We start from the raw sequence: 21,323 nt of genomic DNA, 5'->3' as shown, positions 1-21,323 counted from the left end.
TCCAGCCGGCCCGGTCAGGAAGTGACGGCCAGCCGGATCATGGACCAGGACACTGCCGGAAGCTCCGCGGTAAGGCGTCCGCCGTCGACCTTGACCGTGCCGTTCTCGGACGGCAGGACGGACGTGGAATCGTCGGCGCTGGCCTGCCAGTACGGATCCTTGTTGGCGTAGGTCACCGCCTCAACCACCCGCACATTCCCCAGTGAGGCCACGGCGGCATCCAGCGTGAGCGCCTGGTCAGCCGAACGGTTCACCGCGAACACCACGGCCTCACCCTTGTCCGCGTCATGGGTTGCGACGGCGGACAGGGCAGCGAAGCCGGCCGTCTTGCCGCCGCTCACCAGGGGGGATTCCACGGCAAGCTGCAGCACGGTGCCGGAGGCGTGCCGGGAGGTCAGGGCGAACGGGTGGAACGTGGTCTGCTTCCAGGCGCGGCCGCCGGGCTCGGTCATGATCGGGGCGATGACGTTCACCAGTTGCGCGAGGCTGGCGGAATGGACCCGGTCCGTGTTGCGCAGCAGCGTGACCAGGAGGTCACCCACCACAACGGCGTCGGCCACCGTGTAGGTGTCCTCCAGCAGGACCGGAGCCACCGGCCAGTCCTTGCCCGTGGGCACCTTGGATGCGTCACGGCTCATGTGCCAGACGTTCCACTCGTCGAAGGAGATGTTCACCTGTTTGGTGGACTTCTTCACGGACTTCACATGGTCAATGTGGCTCACGATGTCCCGGATGAAGGCTTCCATCTTGTGCCCGGCGGCCAGATGTTCCTGCAGGTCACCGAAGTCCTCGAAGTACTGGTGTGCCGAGATCAGGTCCACCAGCTCGTAGGTTTCGGACAGGACCACCCGTTCCCACTCGCCGAAGGTCGCCATGGTGGGCCCGGAACTGCCGCAGGCAACCAGCTCCAGGTCCGGCTCGATCATGCGCATTCCGCGGGCAGTGTCCGCTGCGAGCCTGCCGTACTCCAGGGCATTCTTGTGGCCGATCTGCCAGGGGCCGTCCATCTCGTTGCCCAGGCACCACATCCTGATGCCGTAGCCCTCCGCTGCTCCGTTGGCACGCCGCTGCTCCGAAAGGGCCGTACCGCCGTCGATGTTGCAGTATTCCAGGAGGTCCAGCGCTTCCTGGACCCCGCGGGTTCCCAGGTTCACGGCCATCATGGGCTCCACGCCTGCTTTGGCGGACCACTTGGCGAATTCGTCAACGCCAACGGAGTTTGGGTCGGTGGAGTGCCAGGCCAGGTCAAGGCGGACCGGGCGCTGGCCCCTGGGACCAACCCCGTCTTCCCAGCGGTAGCCGGACACAAAGTTGCCGCCCGGGTACCGCACGGTGGAGACGCCCAGCTCGCGGGTCAGCCCGAGCACGTCGGTGCGGAAGCCGTCCTCGTCCGCTTTCGGGTGCTCCGGCTCGAAGATGCCGGTGTAGACGCAGCGGCCAAGGTGCTCGACGAAGGCGCCGAACGTGCGCCGCCTCACGGGCCCCACCGCGAAGGCGGGATCGATGGTGAGGGAGGCGCTGGCCGGCGTTACGGGTTCTGTCGCGGTCACGAATACATCCTTGCTTCGGATTTTTACAACGTTATAGAAACAGTGTTGGCGATGCTGAGGCAGGAGTCAAGGGTGTGGACGTGGCCCGTGCGCAAGTACTACCTAATCCGAAAAACAGGTACCGCCTACGCATACACCCGGACCGTCACGGCACATAGGTTTCTTACCAGAGGCAAGACCTGATCCGGCCCGCGGTACTTGGCTCACGAGGGGGTGTGAGACTGGCAATGCACGCATCGCACGCAAACTCAGGCTTCCCGGTCCACCGGACCCGGGTAGTAAGCGGGGCCGGCGACGAGGAGTCCTTTGAGACCAAGGACTCTCCCCCAGCCGTCGCCGGCCCTCTCCCGTCTTCGAAGGTGCGCGGAAACCAGCCACCCCTCCCCGCAACGCCGCCGATCCTGATCGACCTGGTGACCGGCGCCGACACCCTGGACGAATCCCTGGACCTGCTTTCTGCCGCCGCCATGGACCATGTGGTCCGGACCGCGGGATCCGACGTGGGGTGCGGCGTGGTGCTGCGCCAGCACAAGCGAAGCCCCGCCGTCACGGGCACCAGCGAACAGGTGGTAGCCCTGCTGGACTGGGAGCAGGAAGCGGCGGAGGGACCCGTCATCGACGTACTGTCCGGCGGGCATCCCGTGGCAGTCCTCCAGCGGAACGGGGACTTCCGCTGGCAGCAGTACTCCGGCCAGCTGCAGGTCGCCGGCTTTGGGAGCGCCCTGGCCGTCAGGCTCCGCCTCGATGCCGGCGGCAGGGGCGCTGCCGGAACCGGCAGTGACCCCGGCCCGGCAACCGCGGCGCTGGCATTCTTCGCCCAGGATGAAAAAGCATTCCCGCTGCAGGTCATCGCCGAGGCACGCTCCTTCGCCGTCCTGGCGGCCAGGAGCCTGCAGATGGCCATTGGGATGCATGCCGCACGCTCCCTTGCCACCGACCTCCGGTCCGCCCTGGACAGCCGCACCTCCATCAACATCGCCTGCGGGGTGATCATGGCCCAGAACAGGTGCTCCTACCAAGAGGCCTTCGCCATCCTGGCCAAAGCCTCCAGCCACCGCAACATCAAGGTGCGGCGGGTCGCCGAGGACATACTGCAGGGACTGCCCGAAGGCGCACCGAGCCCGCACTTCAGCCGCTAGCTGCAACTCCACAAAAGGTTGTGAACGCGGCCGAATCGGCCTGCGCAGGCCCATTCGGTGGCCGGTTCCGGGTCAGGAAGACAGCGTGCCGCGGGCGATGCTGTCGCTGGAGTGGGCGGGATTGCCGTCCATGGGCTCGTCCGAAACGTCCACGATGGGATATTCCGTGAGGTCCAGCCCGGCGGGCACGTCGAATGTCCCGGTTTCGGCGTTCATCACACCCACGCTGACCAGCCGGGACAGATCGGGCGCGATGAGCCACACCTCCTGGTACCCCCGAGCCTCGTCCTTGTCCAGCCTGACCTCCAGCCGGCGGGAGCCGTCGGGCTGTTGTACCACCTTGGCCGAGCCGGTCGCCGAATGCTGCGCAACCGGGGCGAGCTCGGCACCAGCCAGTTCCCGGGGCTCACGGTTGGCCACCCACAGGGCGCCGAAAACCACCAGGACGGCGGCTGCCGCGGCGGTCATCCACGTGCCAGGGCGCTGCCACCAGGCGGCACGCCGCCCTGCCCGGCCGCGTCCTTTGACAGACCGCGCTTCCGCTCCTTGGGAGCCGCTTGGTCCGCCCAGAGGTAGCCGGCGGACAGCGGCAGGTCCCTTCACGGGCTGGGCCGGTCCGGCCTCCGGGGCGGCAGCCGCGAGCGGATCCTGCTCAAGAGAGGCGGAAAGTCCCAGCTCGCGGTGGATGCCGGCCCACACCTGGGGACCTGGAATCGAAAGGCCGCTGGGATCGGGGCTGGATTTCACGGCACTCACGGTGCGCCGCAACGCCGCGTAGTCCGCCGCGCAGGCAGGACAGACGCGCAGGTGCTCCCGACCGTCGTCGTCCACCCAGTCGTCGTAGAGCGCAAGGAGGCTTAACTCGTCCGGATCAAGATGCGGCATGGTCTACCTCCAATCTGCTTCTCAGGTGCGACAGGCTGCGGCGGATGTGGCTCTTGACCGTACCAAGCGGGAGGTCCAGCCGGCGCGATATCTGCTCGTGCGTCAGATCCTCGTAAAAGGCCAGCCTCATGATGGACCCCTGGGGCTCGCCCAGCCTCTCCAGTTCCCCGTCCAGCAGCAGCCTGTCCGCCAGGGCTTCCGCCGCTTCAACCCCGGTTTCCCCGTCCCATGCCAACCCGGCTCCGGCAGCTGCATGGGCCTTGCGCGCCTCGCGGGACGCCGCTGACTGCGCGTCCAGGATGACATTGCGGGCAATACCCACGATCCACGCAGGGAGCCTGGCCACCGCCGGATTGAACGCGGCGCTGGAGCGCCACACCCGGATGAAGACCTCCTGGGTGACGTCGTCCGCCGCCGCCGGATCGGCCAGGGACCGCAGGGCCAGCGTGTGTACCAGCGGGGCAAATTCGCGGTAGGCCGCTGCCAGCGCATTCTCATCACCGGCAAGGAAGGACGCGGTCTGCCCGTCATCCCATCCGCGGAAGGCGGGCCCGGAGGATGTCACGGGCAGCTCCTTCCCGGCATCGGCGACGAGAAACACTTCGGCCACTGCTTACTCAAGGACCGCGGTGACAATCACATTGTCGCTGTAGTCCAGGCGCTCGTCCAGCCACCGGCCGCCGCAGGTGACCACCTTGAGTTCATGCGGCCCGGAGCGGCGGAACAGCGATGCGCCGTCGAATCTATCCTTGGCCATCAGGTCCACCTTCACTACCCGGTAGGTGAGCGCCGGGGCACCGTCCCGCCCCACGCGGATCACGGCGCCCGCCGGAAGCGACTTCAGCGCCGAGAACGGAGCCCGGTCGGAGGTGGTGTCGATATGGCCGGCGATGACGGCGGACCCCTGCGCCGCACCAGGGGCCGGGCCGTACCGGTACCACGCGGCCCGGTCGAAGGCGTCAGGGATTTCCATCGCTCCCCCGGCTGACACTCCGCCGGGAACCACGTCCATGTCGATCGACGTCCCCGGCACGGTAAGCCAGGTGGGCGGCGGCACTGCTGCAGCCGGCTTGGCCGTTGCGGGATGGACGGGGACGCCGGCAGGGGAAGGAGCCGCCGCAGCAGGCGGGACGGCGGAAGCGGCGGTTGTCGGTGTGGCCTGCGCAGGCGGGGCGGGGTCCGGGGAAGTGGCACTGCCGGGCTGGATAGCAGTCGCCGTGGGCGCTGCTTCCCCCGGGCCGGGGGAAGCACAGCTGGGAAGAACGAGCATGGCCACCACGGCGGCTGCCGCGCCCCAGCGGTGGGCACGGTGCAAGGAATCACGACGGCGGGGCTGCCCTGCCGTCGTCGGGTTTGCCTCCATGGCTGCTGCCTTCCTTCCGGCACCTTACGCGATGCGGGTTACTCGTTTCGGCCCGGGAGATACCCGAAGCGGGCCGGGATGGGACCGGACTTCTGCACGCGGCCGGCACGCGGCCGGCACAGGGCCCGGCTCAGGGGCTGGCGCAAGGGCCGGCCGGGGTTGACCGGCGGCCCCTGCGCCTGGGGAGCGGGCACTGCCGCCCGTTACGCCTCCGCGCGCCGTGCTGCCACTACCCGGGCCACGCCCCACACCCCCGCCAGGAGAGCCAAGGCTGCGACGCCGGCGGCAGCAGCAGATCCGGCTCCGCCGCTCTCGGCAGAGCCGTCACGGGCGCCCGGTACGGACGCGGGTGAGGAGTGGAGGCCCTCGATGGTCTGTACCGCGAGCTTCAGGTTCTGGTCAGCCAGGCTGCCCCACGCGTAGACGATCGTGTGCGTGCCTTCGGCGACCGTCACGTCCGCCGGGCCAAGCACGGGGGTCGTTGTGCCCGCTGCGGCGACCGCGGCGGGAACGGTACCGGGGTCCAGCGTAAGGGTCTGCTCATTCGGGTTCGCCAGGTTGGTGACGACGGCGGTGCCGGCCGCCAGGACATCCACCGCGGGTGCGGCGGCAGCATGGCGGACAGTCAATTTGCCCTTGCCGGCGGGGATTTGGGCTACGTCATTGGTAAAGAGGTTGGCCGCCGGCTTGCCCGCGGCGTCCAAGTGGGCTGCGGCGGTGTAGTTGCCGTTGGCGGCCAGGGTCACGGTCACCGGGCCGATAACGGGCGAGGAGGCGTCCGCGGCATCCGAGGCCGTGATGGCCAGTTCATAGGCTCCTGCCGGAAGCGCCAGCGGCCCGGCAAGGGTTCCCGGTGCGAAGTCATCCAGTGTGCGGTCACCATTGACCCAAACGTCCACGGTCAGCCCGGGTACCCCGTGCAGCACGGAAAGCTGGGCATCTCCGTCAGCCGCCTGGGCGGGACCGGCCAGTGCGATTGCGGCGGCAATGGCTGCCGCCCCCGCGCCTGCAGTGAAGATCTTGTTGCGCATGTCCATCTCCTTGGGTGGCCCGCCGTGCGGGCGTTTTTGCTTACACCCCTACTACCGGCAGGGACGCTGATTTGGATGCAGATTCATGGAAAAAATTCTTCCTTGCACGGCAGCGGCCGGTTCGCGAGGATGAAGGCGGCTGATCGGAGGAGGAATGCCGGAATGACCGCGTACCGCGCCCCGGCTGGCGGGACAGTGGGCCTGGAGTACCCGTTCGCGGGAACGTGGCTGGTGCAGAATTCGCCCGCGGACCGGGTACCCAGCCATGGAACCCGGCTTCTGGCCACCAGCTATGCCATCGACTTCACCCCCGTGGACAGGCACGGACGCTCCGCTGCGTTCACGCCGGCCTCATTCCTGCGGTCCGAGCAACCGGAGAACTTCGTGGGGTTTGGCCGGCCGGTCACGGCCCCGGCAGCCGGGACCATCCGCGCCTGCCATGATGCAGAGCCGGACCACGGCAGCTTCCGGGGCTTGCCGTCGATCGGCTACGCAGCCACCCAGGCGAGCCGCCTGCGACGGGGATGGGCCGGTCTCGCGGGCAATTACGTGGTGCTGGAGCGCAGCGGTGTGTTCATCGCACTGTGCCACTTGCAGCGCGGGAGTATTTGCGTCCGGCCGGGCCAGCATGTTGCGCCCGGGGACGTGGTGGGCGCCTGCGGAAATTCCGGTAACAGCACGGAGCCGCACCTCCACGTGCAGGCCATGGATTCCGTGGACCCGGCGCGGGCCGCAGCCGTTCCCATCACCTTTCCGGATGGGCTGCCGCACAACGGGACGGTCATCTCCGTATAAGCAGCCAGCGTCCCGGGGTAGGAATCCCAAGCGTGGGCGAGAGTGCCTGCGGCCATGCTGCGCCGCAAGGGCGCGCTGTGCGCGGCCGGATCATGGTGGGTGGGCCCTGTGGGGCTCGAACCCACGACCCACGGATTAAAAGTCCGATGCTCTACCAACTGAGCTAAAGGCCCCTGCCGGTGGTCAAACACCCTGTGTCCGCCCATCCCGGCCCAATCCATTTCTGGACGTTAATACTCTAACCCATGGTTCCGCCGTATTTGCACCAGGCCGGGGACCCCGCCGTCGTACGTTTCCCCGAGGCCTAAAGACCCCTCCCGCACGCGCATTGCAGGCCGTACGGATGCTCGATAACGCCCCGGCACAGGAGTAGCGTGGGGGCATGAGCGAGCAAGCAGGAACCAGCCATTACGGCGGCAGCAACCGGCACCACAAGCCCAAGCCCTTCGCGCCGATGGACTTCGAACCGTTTGCCGGCGGCGCCGATCCCGCCCGCGTCTCGGAGGCTGCCCACCTTGCCGCCCAGGCGCTTGTGCGGCACGGCCGCGACAGCGACGACCCCCTTGTCACCGAGCGGCTGGTAAAGCTTGCCGACGAGCAGGGGCTGGACGCCATTGCCGAGATGTGGGCCGAGAGCCCCGCGCGCTCCCTCCCCGGCGCACTCTGGCGGCTCTACGCGCTGCGGGCCGCAACCGTCCAGGACCCGGAACGCATCTCTGTCTACTTCCGCGCGGGTAGGGACACGGCTCAGGTGTCCAACGTGGTGGCCGGGGCGGCCGAACCGCCGGGCGCTGACGAGATGCGGAGCATGGCGGACGCCATCCTGTCCGGCGCGTTCGATGGCGAGTTCGACGTCGCACTGGAACGCTCCGCCGCGTTCTGCCGCGTCGTGGCGCTCGGCCAGGCAACACTCGCCGACGGCGCCGAGCACGGCAACGAGGCGCATGCCAGCAAGCTGACCCGCAATTCCCACCAGCTGGTGAAGACCGCAGAGGACCTGGAACACGCAGCAAATGCGTGGCGCCTCGGCGAGCTCGACTGACCGCAGCCCAGGACAAAGTCCCGTATTCACTGACCGTTCACGCCCCCACTGTCAAGATTGACTTGCGCGAATCGAAGTAGAAGACTGAAACCGGTGCCGAGCCGCGAAACCCCCGGGCTTCAACAATTAGCCGCCTAGAGCGGCCTACCGCCGAGAGGCGTATCCGGTTCGGCACCATTTTTGTGCCCGCGTCCGGCGGGGTGGGTTTCTGCGGCGCATCGGCGGGCCGGTAGAGTAAGCGACAGTTGCACGGCCGGGTCAAGTCACACGGCGGCAATCCCCGCCCTGTTATGTCCCCGGAGACCGGTAAACACGTGAAGCTGCGCCTTTTTCCCCAGGAGCCCGCAGGGCTGAACCTCCTTTCGGAGATGGCACAACAGATCGTGCTGGCCAGCGGCACCCTTGCGGAGATCCTCGGTGTTCCCGCAGAGGAACACAACAGGCTCGTCGAAGACATGCACAACCACGAGGCCAAGTCCGCCGAACTGCATTTTGCGCTCCTGACCCACATGCGCACCAGCTTCGTTAACCCGCTTCCCCGTGAGGACATGTACGCCCTGTCCCGGTACCTGAACGAAGCCATGGAGAAGATGGACGCCGCCGCGGAACTGGTGGCCCTGTACCGACTGGACCGTCTGCCACGGCGTGCAGCGGACCAACTGGAGATCATCAGCCGGCAGGCAGAACTGACAGTCGACGCGATGCGCCGGCTGAACGACCTGGACGACCTGGAAGACTACTGGATCGAGATCCTGCGCCTGGCCAAGCGGGCCGAACGGACGCACCGGGTATGGGTGGCCGACATGATCGCCGACATGAAGTGGCCGCAGTATTCCCGGAACCGGGATATCGCCAACCAACTCGTAGAGGTCACCAAGGACATGCGCCGGGTGGCCACCCAAGTGGGCAGCATCATCGTCAAGGAATCCTGACGTGGCGGCAGTCATTTTCGGCGCGGTGGTCCTGCTGGCTGCGGCGTTTGCCTTCCTGAACGGCTTCCGCGACGCCTCCAACTCCGTGGCGCTGGCGGTCCGCAACAGGGCCCTCACCCCCAGCGTGGGCGTTCTGCTTGCCGCTTTCTTCAACTTCGTGGGCGCCCTGCTCAGCGCACTGCTCGCCGCCGCCGTGAGCCAGACCTGGATCCACCTTCCCGCCGGGGCGGGAGGCCTCACCATCCTCGTTGCCGGACTGGCCAGCGCCTGCGCATGGGGACTGCTGATGTGGTGGCGCGGCATCCCGGCGTCCTCCACCCACGCGCTGGTGGGCGGGCTCGCGGGAGCAGGGCTGGCCAGCCTGGCCGTGGGCGGTCCCGGCGTGGCGGGCGTGGACCAGTCGCTGCTGTTCCAGGTGGTGCTGCCGCTGGTGCTGTCTCCGCTGGTGGCCTACAGCGGCTCCTTCCTCCTGGTGTTTCCCGCCACCTGGGGGGCCCGCTACACCCAGGCCAACGTGGTGAACCAGCGCTTCCGTAGGGCGCAGGCCATCGCCGCCGCCGCAGTGGCCTTTGGCCACGGCCTGCAGGACGGGCAGCGGGTCAGCGCGGTGCTCCTGCTGGCACTTCTGGCGGCAGGCTATGACGACGGCGGGATCCCCGCCTGGGTTGCCTTGCTTTCGGCAGTGATGATGACGGCCGGGACGTTGTTCGGCGGCTGGCGGATCTCGCACACCATCGGATACAGAATCACCAGGATTGATCCGCTGCGGGGTTCCGTGGCGCAGACCTTCAGCGCACTGATGCTCTTCGTCGGCGCCATTGCGCTGCACTGGCCGATCTCCACCACCCACACCGTCACGGCCGGCGCGCTGGGAGCAGGCGAAAACCAGCATTTTTCCGTGACCAACCGGCTGCTGGTGATACGGATCCTCTGGCTGTGGGCCCTGACGCCGGCGGCCACGTGCGCCCTGGCCTTCGTGCTGGCACTGGCGCTCTCCCCCGCCACCGGATAGGACCCCTGTTCCGGCGCCTTGTTCCGGCCCCCGGCTCCCGGCCGGGACCATCTTCCCTATACACCCGGACCCCGGTGACGTAGATTCGAAAGTACATCCCTTGGGCGCTGTTGCCCGGGGACGTGCGTCCGCCGCCGGGTGCAGGGCCGCGGACAGCGCCGCTGCAGACTCACGGCGGCCCCGCTGCACAACGCGGAAAAGAGCAGGCGTTATGTCTCCCTCGAATTCCCGGCGTCCCCTTCCGCAGCCGCGGCAGCTGCAATGCGAGACCTGCGGAACCGAGCACCAGCTGACCATCCACGCCGTCACGGCCATCGGAACCGCGGGCGGCGACCTGGTGACGGTGTCCTACACCTGCAATGACTGCAACCTGTTCCAGGAACATCTGGCGTATGCATCAGACGTGGCCGCGGCGCTCCACCAGGTCCGCTGGATGGCCAAGGTCATCATCTTCGGCGACGATTACGTCCACTGCGGTTTCCCCATGGAAGAAGCCGGCTTCGAAGTCGAACGTCTTTGCTACCGCATCACCAACGCCGGCGGCGGTTTCAACGCCGTATGCCTGCCCACCCGGGTACTGCGCTGCCGATGCGGGTTCCAGCTCGAGGTGCCTGACTAGCTGCACTTCCGGGGACGCCTGCGTACCGCCCCGCGCCGCGTCGTGCTGCTAGATTGCGATGGCTGCAGGACCTGCCGGTGCTTCCAGAAGCACGTCCGACAGCTCCTCGGGCGTGAGGTTGGCTGCCGCGCAGAGGTCATCCTGGGCTACGCCGCACATCGCCGCCCTGCGGACCGCATGCAGCAGGGACTCCTGGGCGGAGTCCAGCTCCCACTGGACTGTTTCCACGTAGGAACTGGTCCGCCACACGGCGGACAGGACGTCGCCGGGAGCCACCGGGCCCTGGTCAACCGCGGGCAGCTCCATGATGTCCTGCAGGGTACCTGCGGGACCGGCGCCAGCGAATTCCTGCACCGGAAGGTCAGGGTGCGGAAACCTGATGGCGGGCGCGTGCCCGGAAACCGTAAGCTGATGGCTTCTGGGGCTGTTGGCTGTCTGCGTCATTTGCAAAGCTCCTAAGCTGGCTTACTACTAGTTCCTGAAGTATCTAGTTCAGCGTACTAAATACGTTGGATTAAGACCAGCAGGAAAATCGACCTACCCGAAACGGCCAGACACGTAGTCTTCGGTGGCCTTCTGGACCGGGTTGCTGAAGATGGTATGGGTGTCTCCGTACTCGATGAGCTTGCCGGGCTTGCCCGTGCCGGCAATGTTGAAGAACGCCGTCCGGTCCGAAACCCGTGCGGCCTGCTGCATGTTGTGCGTCACGATCACCACGGTGTACTGGTCCTTGAGCTCATTGATGAGGTCCTCGATGGCCAGCGTGGAAATGGGGTCCAGGGCGGAGCAGGGCTCGTCCATCAGGATGACCTGCGGTTCCACGGCAATGGCACGGGCGATGCAGAGCCGCTGCTGCTGGCCACCGGAAAGGCCCGAACCGGGCTTTTCCAGCCGGTCCTTGACCTCGTTCCAGAGGTTGGCGCCCTTCAGCGAGCGTTCCACGAGCACATCGGCCTCGCCTTTGGAGATCTTCTTGTTGTTCAGCTTGACCCCTGCCAGCACGTTGTCGCGGATGGACATGGTGGGGAACGGGTTGGGGCGCTGGAAGACCATGCCGATCTGCGAGCGGACCGCAACCGGGTCCACGCCCGGGCCGTAGAGGTTGTCGCCGTCGAGCAGGACTTCACCCTCCACGCGCGCGCCGGGGATAACCTCGTGCATCCGGTTCAGGGTGCGCAGGAAGGTGGACTTGCCGCAGCCGGAGGGGCCAATGAAAGCGGTAACGGACTTGGCTTCGATGTTGATGCTGACGTCCTCGACGGCGAGGAAATCGCCGTAGTACACGTTCAGGTCCTTGACGTCGATGCGCTTAGACATGGTGTTCCTTCACTTACTGGGTAGAAATAGAGTTTAGGCCCGGAGCGGGATGCCGTCAGCGGCCGGTTTTGGGGGCGAAGATCCTGGCGATCAGGCGTGCCACCAGATTCAGGAGCATGACCAGGATGATCAGCACCAGCGCCGCGCCCCAGGCCCGCTGGGAGGACGGATCCGGGTTGGAGGGCGAGGTGGGGTTGAGGATCTGGGTGTAAATGAACGTGGGCAGCGATGCCATCCAGCCCCCGAACACGTTGGAGTTGATGCTGGTGGCAAAGCCGGCCGTGACCAGGATGGGCGCCGTTTCGCCGATGACCCGGGCGATCGCCAGGGTGACGCCGGACGCGATGCCGGAGATCGCCGTCGGGATAACCACCTTGAGGATGGTGCGCCACTTGCGCACACCCAGTGCGTAGGCGGCCTCGCGCAGTTCGTTCGGGACGATCCTGAGCATTTCCTCGCTGGAGCGGACCACCACGGGGATCATCAGCACCGAGAGGGCGACGGCGGCAACGGCACCGGTCTTGGTGCCCGGCCCCATCACCACGAAGAAGAAGGCGGCGGCGAAAAGGCCGGCAACGATGGAGGGGATGCCGGTCATGACGTCCACGAAGAACGTGATGGCCTTGGCCAGCCGGCCGCCCTGGCCGTATTCCACCAGATAGATGGCGGTGAGCAGCCCCACGGGGACGGAGATGACCGTGGCCAGCAGGGTGATCTGCACGGTGCCCAGGAGGGCGTGGTAGATGCCGCCCAGGACCGGGGTGCCGTTCTCCACGGCCTTGTTGTCGTAGGCGCCGGTGACACCGTTCATTGAGTTAGTGAGGAATCCGGGGTTGAGGAGCCCGGGAATGCCGTTGACCAGCACGGTCCAGATGACCGAAACCAGCGGCAGCAGCGCCACCAGGAACGAGCCCACCACCAGGCAGGTGGCCAGCTTGTCCTTGGCTTTGCGGGAGCCCTCAACGGCCGCGCTCCAGGAGACCAGGCCGATGGCGAACAGGATCGCGGAAACCAGGCCCCAGCCGAAGGCGTTGAAGCCGATCAGGGCGAGGATAGCCGCGCCGACGATCAGTGCTGCACCGAGTACGGCATAGGGTGCGTACTTGGGCAGCTGGCCCTTGGTCAGCGCCGACCGCTTGCTGCGGACCGGGGTGAGCGTGGAGGTCATTTAGTTGGCTCCCGAGAATTCTTTGTGCCGGGTGATGACCCAGCGGGCGATCATGTTCACGGCCAGGGTGATGACGAACAGGACCAGGCCGGCGGCGATCAGCGTGCTGACCTTGATCCCGCTGGCTTCGGGGAAGTTCAGGGCAATCTCGGCAGCGATGGTCTGGTTTCCTGACTGGATCAGGCTGGCGGTCAGGGCGCCGGAGGACAGCACCAGGGCAACGGCCATGGTCTCGCCCAGCGCGCGGCCCAGGCCCAGCATGACGGCGCTGATGATGCCCGGGCGGGCGAAGGGCAGCACGGCCATCTTGATCATCTCCCAGCGGGTGGCACCCAGTGCCAGGGCGGCCTCTTCATGCAGCTTGGGGGTCTGAAGGAAGATTTCGCGGGACAGCGAGGTGATGATGGGCAGGACCATGACCGCCAGGACGATGCCCGCGGTCAGGATGGTCTTGCCGGTGGTGGAGGCCGGGCCTTCGAAGATCGGCAGCCAGCCCATGTTGTCGGCAAGCCAGCCATACGCCGGCGCAATCTCCCTGGCCAGGAAGGCCGCACCCCAGGCGCCGTAGACCACGGAGGGGATGGCGGCGAGCAGGTCGACGACGTAGCCGAGTCCGGAGGCGAGGCTGCGGGGGGCGAAGTGCGAGATGAAGAGCGCCACTCCAATAGCGATGGGGGTGGCGATCACCAGCGCAATGACGGCGGCGATGAGCGTGCCGATCACGATGGGCCAGATGTAGGCGAAGAAGCCCTGCCCGCCCTGGATCTTGTCCGCGGGAGCGGTCAGCGCGGGAACGGCCTGGACCACCAGGAAGAGTGCGACGCCGAAAAGAACGGCGAGGATCAGGCAACCTGCGGCCAGCGCGGCGCCGGAAAAGACTTTGTCCCCGGTGCGCCCTGCGCCCTGGGTGCTGGTCAAGGGGGTGGCGGTCATTCGACGGCCCTTCGATCGATTACTGGTGTGACGGATGCGGGGTGCAAAGCCAAGATCCCCGCACTGCCTTCCGGCAGGCGGGGAACCTGGTTTCGCGGTGCGGCTAGGACTTGACCTTGATCGAGTCGACGGCCTTGGCAGCCTTGGCCGCGAGGTCGGAAGACAGCGGTGCCGACTTGGCGGAGTCCGCAGCAGCCTTCTGGCCCTCTTCGGAAACTACGTAGTGCTCGAAGGCCTTGACCAGGTCAACGGTCTCCTGCTTGTCGTAGGTGCTGCACAGGACGTGGAAGGACACCAGGACGATCGGGTAGGCGCCTTCGATGGTGGTCTTGCGGTCCAGCTTGATGGACAGGTCGTTGGCGGAGCGGCCTTCCACCGGCTTGCCCGCGTCCACTGCCTTGGCGGCGGCCTCGGCGGAGATCTTGGTGAAGGACTGGCCCACCTTGATCTGGGCAACGCCGAGCTTGCCGCTGACGGCGGAGTCATCGGCGTACGTCACCGCGCCCGGGGTGTCGGTGACGGTCTTGACCACGCCGGAAGTGCCCTTGGCGTTTTCGCCCTGGAGGCTGGCGGGCCACACACCGGCGGCCTTGTCGGTCCATACCTCAGGAGCGGCGGCAGACAGGTAGTCCGTGAAGTTCTGCGTGGTGCCCGAGTCGTCGGAGCGGTTCACCGGGGTGACCTTCAGGTCAGGCAGGGTGGCACCCTCGTTGAGGGCAGCGATTGCGGGGTCGTTCCACTTGGCGATCTGGCCACGGAAGATCTTGGCCACGGTGGTGGCGTCCAGCTTCAGGTCGGTGACGCCGGGCACGTTGAAGGCCACGGCGATCGGGGAGATGTAGACCGGGACATTGATGGCACCTTCGGGGCCGCAGACGGTCTTGGAGGAGGCGAGTTCCTCGTCCTTCAGGTAAGCGTCCGAGCCTGCGAACTGGGCCGAGCCGTCGAGGATCGCCTTGCGGCCAGCGCCGGAGCCATCCGGTGAGTACTGCACGGTGGCGCCGGAGTTGGCGGAAGCGAAGTTGGTCTTCCAGGCATCCATTGCCGCGCCCTGCGCGGAGGAGCCGATGCCGGTGAGCGTGCCGGTGACCTTGGTGCCGGCCGAGGCTGAGTCGCCGGCAGGCTTGGTGCCCGTGGCGTTGTCTGAACCGCAGGCGCTAAGCGCGAGTGCGCCGGCTGCGATAACAGCGATAGCCGCGTGGCGGCCGATGCGGAGTGCCTTCACTAGATGTACCCCTTCCAGGGTTATTCAGGTGCGGGACAGGGACGGAGAAACCCTGCAGCGCGATGCGTACGTTGTGTACCTTCAAGAAAGTTATGGGCCGCAGGTAACGGGATGGCCTGTCCAAAGTGAACGGAGGATTAACGACGGCGGGATATTCGTTGACAAATGCCGGGTTCCCATTGCGCAGATCACATCTGCCGCCGTAGTGGACGCGCCGGGCTGCGGGCCGCCACTGAATAGACTTGGAGCCATGGCCATCGAAGCAGGATTCTCGGCAACCAGGCGGTTCCTGCGCAGCCGCGTACGCACCGGACTGATCCGGAGCCGCAACTCGTTTATCCCCGCCATCCAGATGACCGTCTGCGCGGTGGGCGCCTACGCGTTCGCGGAGCACATCCTGGGCCACAACGGGCCGCTCTTCGCTGCTACGTCGTCGTTGATCGCGCTGGGTTTTTCCCGCGAGCCAAGACTGCGGCGGGTCATGGAAGTGGGGCTGGGCTGCACCTTGGGCATCGTCGTCGGTGATCTGCTCCTGCACTGGCTGGGCGGCGACATCTGGGTGGCCGCCGTCGTGCTTCTCACCTCCATCCTGCTGGCCCGGTTCCTGGACAGCGGAAACATCTTCACCACCCAGCTGGCCCTGCAGTCCTTGCTGGTGGTGCTGCTGCCGGCGCCGTCCGGCGGACCGTTCACCCGCAGCATCGACGCCGTGGTGGGCGGGCTGTTCGCGCTGCTGGTGACCATCCTCATGCCGAAGGACCCGCGGCGGGAGCCGCGCCGGGACGTGCAGAAACTGCTGCACGAACTGGCCGAGGTGCTGCGCGAATGTGCGGGTGCGCTGGTCAACAGCGATTCCACCCAGGCCTGGCACGCGCTGATCCGCGGCAGGAACTGCCAGCCCCTGGTGGACGGGATGCGGCAGTCCCTCCGCGCGTCCGGGGAGGTGGCCACGCTGGCCCCCGCCTACCGACGGCACCGCGACGAACTGGACCGGCTGAAGCAGTCGCTGGACTTTATCGACCTGGCGCTGCGCAACAGCCGCGTGTTCGCGCGGCGGCTGACCAGCGCCATCAACCACACCGCCCTGTCGGACGAGGCGACGGACAGTATCGCCGAGGTGCTGCAGGAGACCGCTGCCGCGATTGACGAGCTCTCGCTGGGCCTTGGGGAAACACACGACGGCGTCCGGCGGGCCCACCTGCGCACGGCCCGCCGCGACCTGAGCGAAATCGCCCTGCGGCTGCACCCCAAGCTGCTGGAGGTGCAGCGGCTGGAGGGCGAGACGGTGGTGATGCTGTTCCGGCCGTTGATGGTGGACCTGCTGGAGGCCACCGGGATGGATGCGCGGGAAGCAAGGGATGTGCTCCCCGCACTGTAGTGTCAGTGCCCCCGGCTAGGGTTGAACGCATGGCAACAAAAACTTCCCGGGCTGCCAAGGCGCCCGGCTACAAATGCGCCGAATGCGGCTGGACCACCGTCAAGTGGGTGGGGCGGTGCGGCGAGTGCCAGGCGTGGGGCACGGTGGAGGAAACTGGCGCCGCAGTGGCGCGTACGACGGCGGCCACGACAGTCGTGGAGCCGGCGCGCAAGATCGCGGACGTGGACGCCACCACGGCAGCATTCCTCCCCACCGGCGTTGACGAGCTGGACCGGGTATTGGGCGGCGGCCTGGTTCCGGGGGCCGTCATCCTGCTGGCGGGCGAGCCCGGCGTCGGCAAATCCACCCTGCTGCTGGACGTCGCCGCCAAGTTCGCCCGGACGGCCCAGGATGTCCTCTACGTCACCGGGGAGGAGTCGGCCGCGCAGGTGAAGCTGCGCGCCGAACGGATCGACGCCGTCGCCGAATCCCTCTACCTGTCGGCAGAAACGGACCTGGGCCAGGCGCTGGGACAGGTGGAGAAGATCGAGCCGCGCCTGCTGATCGTGGACTCGGTCCAGACCCTCAGCAGCGCGGATGTGGACGGCAGCGCCGGCGGCGTCTCGCAGGTCCGCGAGGTGGCGGCCTCCATCATCGCAGCGGCCAAGCGGCGCAACATGACCACCCTGCTGGTGGGCCACGTGACCAAGGACGGGTCCATCGCGGGTCCGCGGCTGCTGGAGCACCTGGTGGACGTGGTGTGCCAGTTCGAGGGCGAGCGGCACTCGCGGCTGCGGCTGCTCCGCGCGGTCAAGAACCGGTACGGGCCCACGGACGACGTCGGCTGCTTCGACCTGAATGAGAACGGCATCGAAGGCCTCACCGATCCCAGCGGGCTGTTCGTCAGCCGGACCAAGGACCCGGTCTCGGGAACCTGCATCACCGTGACCATGGAGGGGCGCCGCCCCCTGCTGGCGGAAGTGCAGTCGCTGCTCGCCGAAAGCCCCAACTCGCAGCCGCGGCGGGCCACCAGCGGCCTGGACAGCTCGCGGGTGTCCATGCTGCTGGCCGTCCTGCAGCAGCGCGCGGGAACACTGCTCCACAAGGACGACTCCTACGTGGCCACTGTGGGCGGGGTGAAACTCAGCGAACCGGCCACCGACCTTGCCGTAGCCCTTGCAGTAGCGTCAGCCAAGGCCCGCAAGCCCCTGCCCATCCGGTTGATCGCCTTCGGCGAGGTAGGCCTCGCCGGTGAAGTCCGGCCCGTGCCCGGCATCAACCAGCGCATCCAGGAGGCCCACCGGCTTGGGTTCACCCACGCCGTGGTGCCGGCCAGCCACACCGGCCCTGGACCAGTCCCGGCCGGATTCTCCGTCCGGGAGGTGGAGCACCTGACGGAGGCGCTCAGCCTCCTGATCGGGTAGGGCCGTGCTGATCCGATAGGACCCTGGCTTCGGCCGGCAAGGCCTCGGGCGGCGTCAGGAACCCACGCCGCCCATCAGCCAGCCGGCGACGTCGCTGCGAAGCACCAGCAGCTGCCCCCCGGTGGCGTTGACGTTGCCGTTGGGTACGTAGTAGCCGCGCCCTGAACCCGACCCGCCTGCGGCCCGGTCAAGGGCATCAACCAGGTGGCGCGGCAGGTGGCCTTGCGGGCCAAGGCCCCGGAGCTCATCACGTTCCTCCGGCGTAAGCCGTCCCAAAACATCAGCAATGTTGGCCATGACGGGTCCCATTCCCTTCGAGCAAGCGCCGGACAGATTGCCGGGCAGAGTGCCTGAAGGAATAACCTAAAGCAGTCCCGTGAACTCCACGTAAACGGCAGACGGCGATTGCAGTTCATCAGTGACCGTAATGGAGGACCAATGCCCGTTCGAAGCGCAGGCGTGCTGCTGTACCGGCGGGTCCCTGGCAGCCCGGCAGGGGCAAAGGACGGCTTGCAGGTCTGGATCGCCCACATGGGCGGCCCGTTTTGGGCGCGCAAGGACACCCACGCCTGGTCCCTTCCCAAGGGTGAGTTTGCCGACGGCGAGGACCCGCTGGCTGCGGCATTGCGTGAATTTGCCGAGGAGATGGGCAGCGCAGCCCCTGACGCCGAATACCGGCAGCTCGGCGAATTCCGGCAACCATCAGGGAAAGTCATCACCGTCTTTGCCGCAGAGGCTGATTTCCAGCCGGCCAGCATCAACAGCAACACATTCCCCCTCGAGTGGCCAAAGGGGTCCGGCCGGATCCAGGACTTCCCGGAGGTCGATGACGCCCGCTGGTTCCCGGAGCATGAAGCCCGGCTCAAACTGGTCAAGGGCCAACTGCCCGTCCTTGATGCACTGGCTGACCACGTCCGGGCCGAATGAGCAAAGAGCCGGCGACCCCGCGGGATCACCGGCCCTCGCAACGGCAGGGCCAGGCTCAGGATTTGTTGCCGTCAACTTTAACCGCCAGTACCGGCCGGTCCGCCTGCATGAGGATCTGCTGGGCGTGGCTGCCAAGGATGAACTTGCCCACCTGGGTGCGGTGCCGGAGGCCGATCACGATCAGGGACGCGTCCACCTCCCGTGCGACGTCCAGGAACTCGTCCGCGAGGTCGTGCTCGTACGGCGGCTGGATGACGGTGGCCGTGACGCCGGCGTCGGTGGCCTTCTTCGCAGCCCGGGCAAGGACGTCCTCCGGGGCCACCGACTTGTCCACGAGCGCACCCTGCCGTGCGGAGTTCACGATGTAGAGGTCCTTCTGCCGGAGCTGCGCCTCGGCGATGCCGGCGGCAAGGGCTGCCTCGCCGGCCGGGGTGGGAACGAACCCGACAATGATGCTCATACCTTCTCCTTAATGTTCTGGTTGGTGCCGTTCCCGGCAGAGGCGGGTACCGCCGTCGTGCTCTTGCGCCTGGTGATCATGCTGCGGACGCCCGGCAGCACGGCCACCAGGACGAAGACCACCAGCAGGGTTGCCGAGATGGGCCGGGTGAAGAAGCCGGTGGGGTCGCCGCCGAAGACCAGCAGCGAGCGCCGCAGCGAGCTTTCCAGCAGCTCGCCCAGGACGAAGGCCAGGACCAGGGGCCCCGGTTCGAAGCCGAACTTCTTCATCAGGTAGCCCAGGACGCCGAAGAACACCACCAGGGTCACGTCGAACATGCTGTTGTTGATGGTGTAGGCGCCCAGCAGCGTGATCAGGGCGGTGATCGGGGCCAGGATGGCCGCGCGGACACGAAGGATCCGTACGAAGATCCCCACCAGGGGCAGGCTCATGATCAGCAGCAGGATGTTGCCGATGTACATGGAGTTCACCACGCCCCAGAACAGGTCCGGGTTCTGCTCCACCAGCTGCGGGCCGGGCGTCACGCCCTGGATCAGCAGGGCGCCGAACATCAGTGCCATGGTGGCGTTGGCAGGAATACCGAGGGTCAGCAGCGGGATGAACGACGACGTTGCTGCCGCGTTGTTCGCTGTTTCCGGGCCCGCCACGCCTTCCGGCGCGCCCTTGCCGAACCGTTCCGGCCGCTTGGCCCGCTTCTTTTCCATGGCGTACGAGGCCATGGAGGCGATGGTGGCACCGCCGCCGGGCAGGATGCCGAGGAAGAAACCCAGGACGGAGCCGCGGCTGATGGCGCCGGAAGCCTGCTTGAGGTCCGTCCTGGAGGGCCAGACATTGGACACTTTCGACGGCGCCTTTGCGGCCCGGTGCCGCTCCTCAAGGTTGTAGAGGATCTCCCCCAGGCCAAAAAGGCCCATGGCGATCGGCACGAAGTCGATGCCGTCGGCCAGCTGGAGGCTACCGAAGGTGAAGCGGCTTTCGCCGGTGAAGACGTCCCGGCCCACGGTGGCGAGCAGGAGTCCGACGGCGGCCGCGATGAGTGCCTTGGCTTTGGAACCGCCGCTGATGGTGGCCACCAGGAGGATGCCGAGCATCGCCAGGGCCGAGTATTCCGCGGGTCCGAAATCCAGGGCGAACCCCGATACCACCGGAGCCAGGAAGGTCAGGCCGATGATGGCGGCGGTCCCGCCGATGAAGGAGCCGATGGCGGCCAGGCCGAGGGCGGTTCCGGCCTTGCCCTGCCTGGCCATCTGGTAACCATCGAAAACGGTGACCACCGATGACGCCTCGCCGGGAAGCCGCAGCAGGACTGAGGTAATGGTGCCGCCGTACTGGGCGCCGTAGAAGATGCCGGCCAGCATGATGATGGCCGTGACAGGTTCCACGCTGTAGGTCAGCGGGAGCAGGATGGCGATGGTCGCTGCCGGCCCCAGCCCGGGCAGCACGCCGATCAGCATGCCGATCACCACGCCGATGAGGCAGTAAAGCAGGTTCATCGGTTCCAGGACGACCGAGAAACCGTTAAGGACGGGATTGAGGAAATCCACGGTGGTCTCCTAGAAGAGGTGGGGAATGGAGGTGCCGAGCGCCAGGACGAAAATCCCGTAGAACGCCGCGACCACGATGGCACTGACCAGGAGGGTGGAACGCCAGGTTTCGCTGCCGAGGAACTTCATCCAGATGATGCACAGGATGACGGAGGGGATCTCGAAGCCCACGAGGGGCATCAGGGCCACCATCGCTGCCAGCGTGACCAGGCCGGTCAGCGGGGCGAATGACATCCGGGTGAATTTCTCCGCGTCCCGGTTATGCCTGCCCCACACCAGCTGGAAGAGCGCCAGCGCCACCATCACGCAGCTGGTCAGGAAGGGCCACAGCCCGGGCTCCGGCTTCTCCGGGGTGCCAAGGCCCATGGCAACGGACAGCACCAGGGCTCCGATTCCGACGGCGAGCACCACCAGGGAGGACGCCGCGTTGGCGAGCGGCCCCGCGGAAGGAGGCTTTTCCTCCTCCCACTGCGCGGCGAGTTCTTCCGGGGTCAGCGCTTCGGGCAGGTCTTCCTTGTCGCCGGAGGACACGTCCCCGCCGACGGGAAGGGCGGAGCTGCCGCCCTTCCCGCCGGCCACTGCTGGAGTCGTCTCCACGGA

Annotated in this window: 23 protein-coding genes and 1 tRNA gene; 9 read left to right on the top strand and 15 right to left on the bottom strand. The window is 67.0% G+C overall.

What is annotated here, in order from left to right:
- Window positions 1-14: 14 nt before the first annotated feature.
- On the bottom strand, window positions 15-1,550 hold the full coding sequence (gene arfA / locus AC3IMC_RS11010) for an arabinosylfuranosidase ArfA (RefSeq protein ID WP_490918593.1): 1,536 nt from the start codon (window positions 1,548-1,550) through the stop codon (window positions 15-17).
- Between the two features lie 227 nt (window positions 1,551-1,777).
- Here arfA and AC3IMC_RS11005 point away from each other — a divergent pair, with 227 nt between their 5' ends.
- Complete coding sequence (locus AC3IMC_RS11005) at window positions 1,778-2,689, top strand: ANTAR domain-containing protein (RefSeq protein ID WP_490918592.1); 912 nt, start codon at window positions 1,778-1,780, stop codon at window positions 2,687-2,689.
- Window positions 2,690-2,761: 72 nt separating this feature from the next.
- On the opposite strand, the gene AC3IMC_RS11000 is transcribed toward AC3IMC_RS11005, so the two are convergent.
- The 4 genes from AC3IMC_RS11000 to AC3IMC_RS10985 form a co-directional block, all read right to left on the bottom strand.
- Window positions 2,762-3,574 carry an anti-sigma factor gene (locus AC3IMC_RS11000; protein WP_490918591.1) on the bottom strand — a complete coding sequence of 271 codons (813 nt, stop codon included), beginning with the start codon at window positions 3,572-3,574 and terminating at the stop codon, window positions 2,762-2,764.
- The gene (locus AC3IMC_RS10995; protein WP_490918590.1) at window positions 3,561-4,139 is read right to left on the bottom strand and encodes an RNA polymerase sigma factor; all 579 of its coding nucleotides are present in this window, start codon (window positions 4,137-4,139) and stop codon (window positions 3,561-3,563) included. The genes AC3IMC_RS11000 and AC3IMC_RS10995 overlap by 14 nt, the downstream gene beginning before the upstream one ends.
- Before the next feature lie 48 nt (window positions 4,140-4,187).
- Window positions 4,188-4,937 carry a class F sortase gene (locus tag AC3IMC_RS10990; protein WP_490918589.1) on the bottom strand — a complete coding sequence of 250 codons (750 nt, stop codon included), beginning with the start codon at window positions 4,935-4,937 and terminating at the stop codon, window positions 4,188-4,190.
- 203 nt (window positions 4,938-5,140) lie between these two features.
- On the bottom strand, window positions 5,141-5,968 hold the full coding sequence (locus AC3IMC_RS10985) for a DUF4397 domain-containing protein (protein WP_490918588.1): 828 nt from the start codon (window positions 5,966-5,968) through the stop codon (window positions 5,141-5,143).
- Between the two features lie 162 nt (window positions 5,969-6,130).
- On the opposite strand from AC3IMC_RS10985, the gene AC3IMC_RS10980 reads away from it, so the two are divergent.
- Entirely contained in the window at window positions 6,131-6,763 is a 633-nt protein-coding gene (locus AC3IMC_RS10980) for a M23 family metallopeptidase (protein ID WP_490918587.1), read from the top strand.
- A 100-nt stretch (window positions 6,764-6,863) separates the two neighbouring features.
- Here the strand turns inward: AC3IMC_RS10980 and AC3IMC_RS10975 are convergent.
- Window positions 6,864-6,936 (bottom strand) — tRNA-Lys (locus tag AC3IMC_RS10975).
- Window positions 6,937-7,145: 209 nt separating this feature from the next.
- Between AC3IMC_RS10975 and AC3IMC_RS10970 the strand changes: the two genes are divergently transcribed.
- From AC3IMC_RS10970 to AC3IMC_RS10955, 4 genes are all read left to right on the top strand, one after another.
- Window positions 7,146-7,805, top strand: a complete 660-nt coding sequence (locus AC3IMC_RS10970; protein ID WP_490918586.1) for a hypothetical protein — start codon at window positions 7,146-7,148, stop codon at window positions 7,803-7,805.
- Window positions 7,806-8,119: 314 nt separating this feature from the next.
- Window positions 8,120-8,737: a DUF47 domain-containing protein gene (locus AC3IMC_RS10965; RefSeq protein WP_490918585.1), complete on the top strand. Its 618-nt coding sequence runs from the start codon at window positions 8,120-8,122 to the stop codon at window positions 8,735-8,737.
- Window position 8,738: 1 nt separating this feature from the next.
- On the top strand, window positions 8,739-9,749 hold the full coding sequence (locus tag AC3IMC_RS10960) for an inorganic phosphate transporter (protein WP_490918584.1): 1,011 nt from the start codon (window positions 8,739-8,741) through the stop codon (window positions 9,747-9,749).
- Between the two features lie 211 nt (window positions 9,750-9,960).
- On the top strand, window positions 9,961-10,368 hold the full coding sequence (locus AC3IMC_RS10955; protein ID WP_490918583.1) for a hypothetical protein: 408 nt from the start codon (window positions 9,961-9,963) through the stop codon (window positions 10,366-10,368).
- Window positions 10,369-10,416: 48 nt separating this feature from the next.
- Here AC3IMC_RS10955 and AC3IMC_RS10950 read toward each other — a convergent pair whose 3' ends face one another.
- The 5 genes from AC3IMC_RS10950 to pstS all read right to left on the bottom strand — a co-directional run bounded on the left by AC3IMC_RS10950 (window position 10,417) and on the right by pstS (window position 15,011).
- On the bottom strand, window positions 10,417-10,812 hold the full coding sequence (locus AC3IMC_RS10950; RefSeq protein ID WP_490918582.1) for a hypothetical protein: 396 nt from the start codon (window positions 10,810-10,812) through the stop codon (window positions 10,417-10,419).
- 93 nt (window positions 10,813-10,905) lie between these two features.
- Window positions 10,906-11,685 (bottom strand): phosphate ABC transporter ATP-binding protein PstB, encoded by a 780-nt coding sequence (gene pstB / locus AC3IMC_RS10945; RefSeq protein ID WP_221385182.1) that lies wholly within the window; start codon window positions 11,683-11,685, stop codon window positions 10,906-10,908.
- 55 nt (window positions 11,686-11,740) lie between these two features.
- The gene (gene pstA / locus AC3IMC_RS10940; RefSeq protein WP_490918581.1) at window positions 11,741-12,853 is read right to left on the bottom strand and encodes a phosphate ABC transporter permease PstA; all 1,113 of its coding nucleotides are present in this window, start codon (window positions 12,851-12,853) and stop codon (window positions 11,741-11,743) included.
- The gene (pstC, locus tag AC3IMC_RS10935; RefSeq protein WP_490918580.1) at window positions 12,854-13,786 is read right to left on the bottom strand and encodes a phosphate ABC transporter permease subunit PstC; all 933 of its coding nucleotides are present in this window, start codon (window positions 13,784-13,786) and stop codon (window positions 12,854-12,856) included.
- Window positions 13,787-13,889: 103 nt separating this feature from the next.
- Window positions 13,890-15,011, bottom strand: a complete 1,122-nt coding sequence (gene pstS, locus AC3IMC_RS10930; protein ID WP_490918579.1) for a phosphate ABC transporter substrate-binding protein PstS — start codon at window positions 15,009-15,011, stop codon at window positions 13,890-13,892.
- A 250-nt stretch (window positions 15,012-15,261) separates the two neighbouring features.
- On the opposite strand from pstS, the gene AC3IMC_RS10925 reads away from it, so the two are divergent.
- Together AC3IMC_RS10925 and radA are read left to right on the top strand one after the other, a co-directional pair.
- Window positions 15,262-16,389, top strand: a complete 1,128-nt coding sequence (locus AC3IMC_RS10925; RefSeq protein WP_490918578.1) for an FUSC family protein — start codon at window positions 15,262-15,264, stop codon at window positions 16,387-16,389.
- A gap of 29 nt (window positions 16,390-16,418) precedes the next feature.
- The gene (gene radA / locus AC3IMC_RS10920; protein ID WP_454482973.1) at window positions 16,419-17,792 is read left to right on the top strand and encodes a DNA repair protein RadA; all 1,374 of its coding nucleotides are present in this window, start codon (window positions 16,419-16,421) and stop codon (window positions 17,790-17,792) included.
- 54 nt (window positions 17,793-17,846) lie between these two features.
- Here the strand turns inward: radA and AC3IMC_RS10915 are convergent, their stop codons facing one another.
- Entirely contained in the window at window positions 17,847-18,089 is a 243-nt protein-coding gene (locus tag AC3IMC_RS10915; RefSeq protein ID WP_490918577.1) for a hypothetical protein, read from the bottom strand.
- A gap of 141 nt (window positions 18,090-18,230) precedes the next feature.
- On the opposite strand from AC3IMC_RS10915, the gene AC3IMC_RS10910 reads away from it, so the two are divergent.
- Window positions 18,231-18,719 (top strand): NUDIX hydrolase, encoded by a 489-nt coding sequence (locus AC3IMC_RS10910; RefSeq protein WP_490918576.1) that lies wholly within the window; start codon window positions 18,231-18,233, stop codon window positions 18,717-18,719.
- A 55-nt stretch (window positions 18,720-18,774) separates the two neighbouring features.
- On the opposite strand, the gene AC3IMC_RS10905 is transcribed toward AC3IMC_RS10910, so the two are convergent.
- Genes AC3IMC_RS10905 through AC3IMC_RS10895 form a run of 3 tightly spaced genes read right to left on the bottom strand, consistent with a single transcriptional unit; the run spans window position 18,775 to window position 21,320 of the window.
- Window positions 18,775-19,179, bottom strand: coding sequence for a universal stress protein (locus AC3IMC_RS10905; RefSeq protein WP_490918575.1), 405 nt, complete (start codon window positions 19,177-19,179; stop codon window positions 18,775-18,777).
- A complete protein-coding gene (locus AC3IMC_RS10900) occupies window positions 19,176-20,723 on the bottom strand; it encodes a tripartite tricarboxylate transporter permease (RefSeq protein ID WP_490918574.1) in 1,548 nt (515 codons plus the stop codon). Before AC3IMC_RS10900 ends, AC3IMC_RS10905 begins: the two co-directional genes overlap by 4 nt.
- A 9-nt stretch (window positions 20,724-20,732) precedes the next feature.
- A complete protein-coding gene (locus AC3IMC_RS10895) occupies window positions 20,733-21,320 on the bottom strand; it encodes a tripartite tricarboxylate transporter TctB family protein (protein WP_490918573.1) in 588 nt (195 codons plus the stop codon).
- Window positions 21,321-21,323 lie beyond the last annotated feature (3 nt).

It is taken from the genome of Arthrobacter sp. E70 (genome assembly GCF_058266945.1).
The sequence above is the reverse complement of the archived record's forward strand: the minus strand, read 5'-3'. Positions and strand labels throughout refer to the sequence as shown.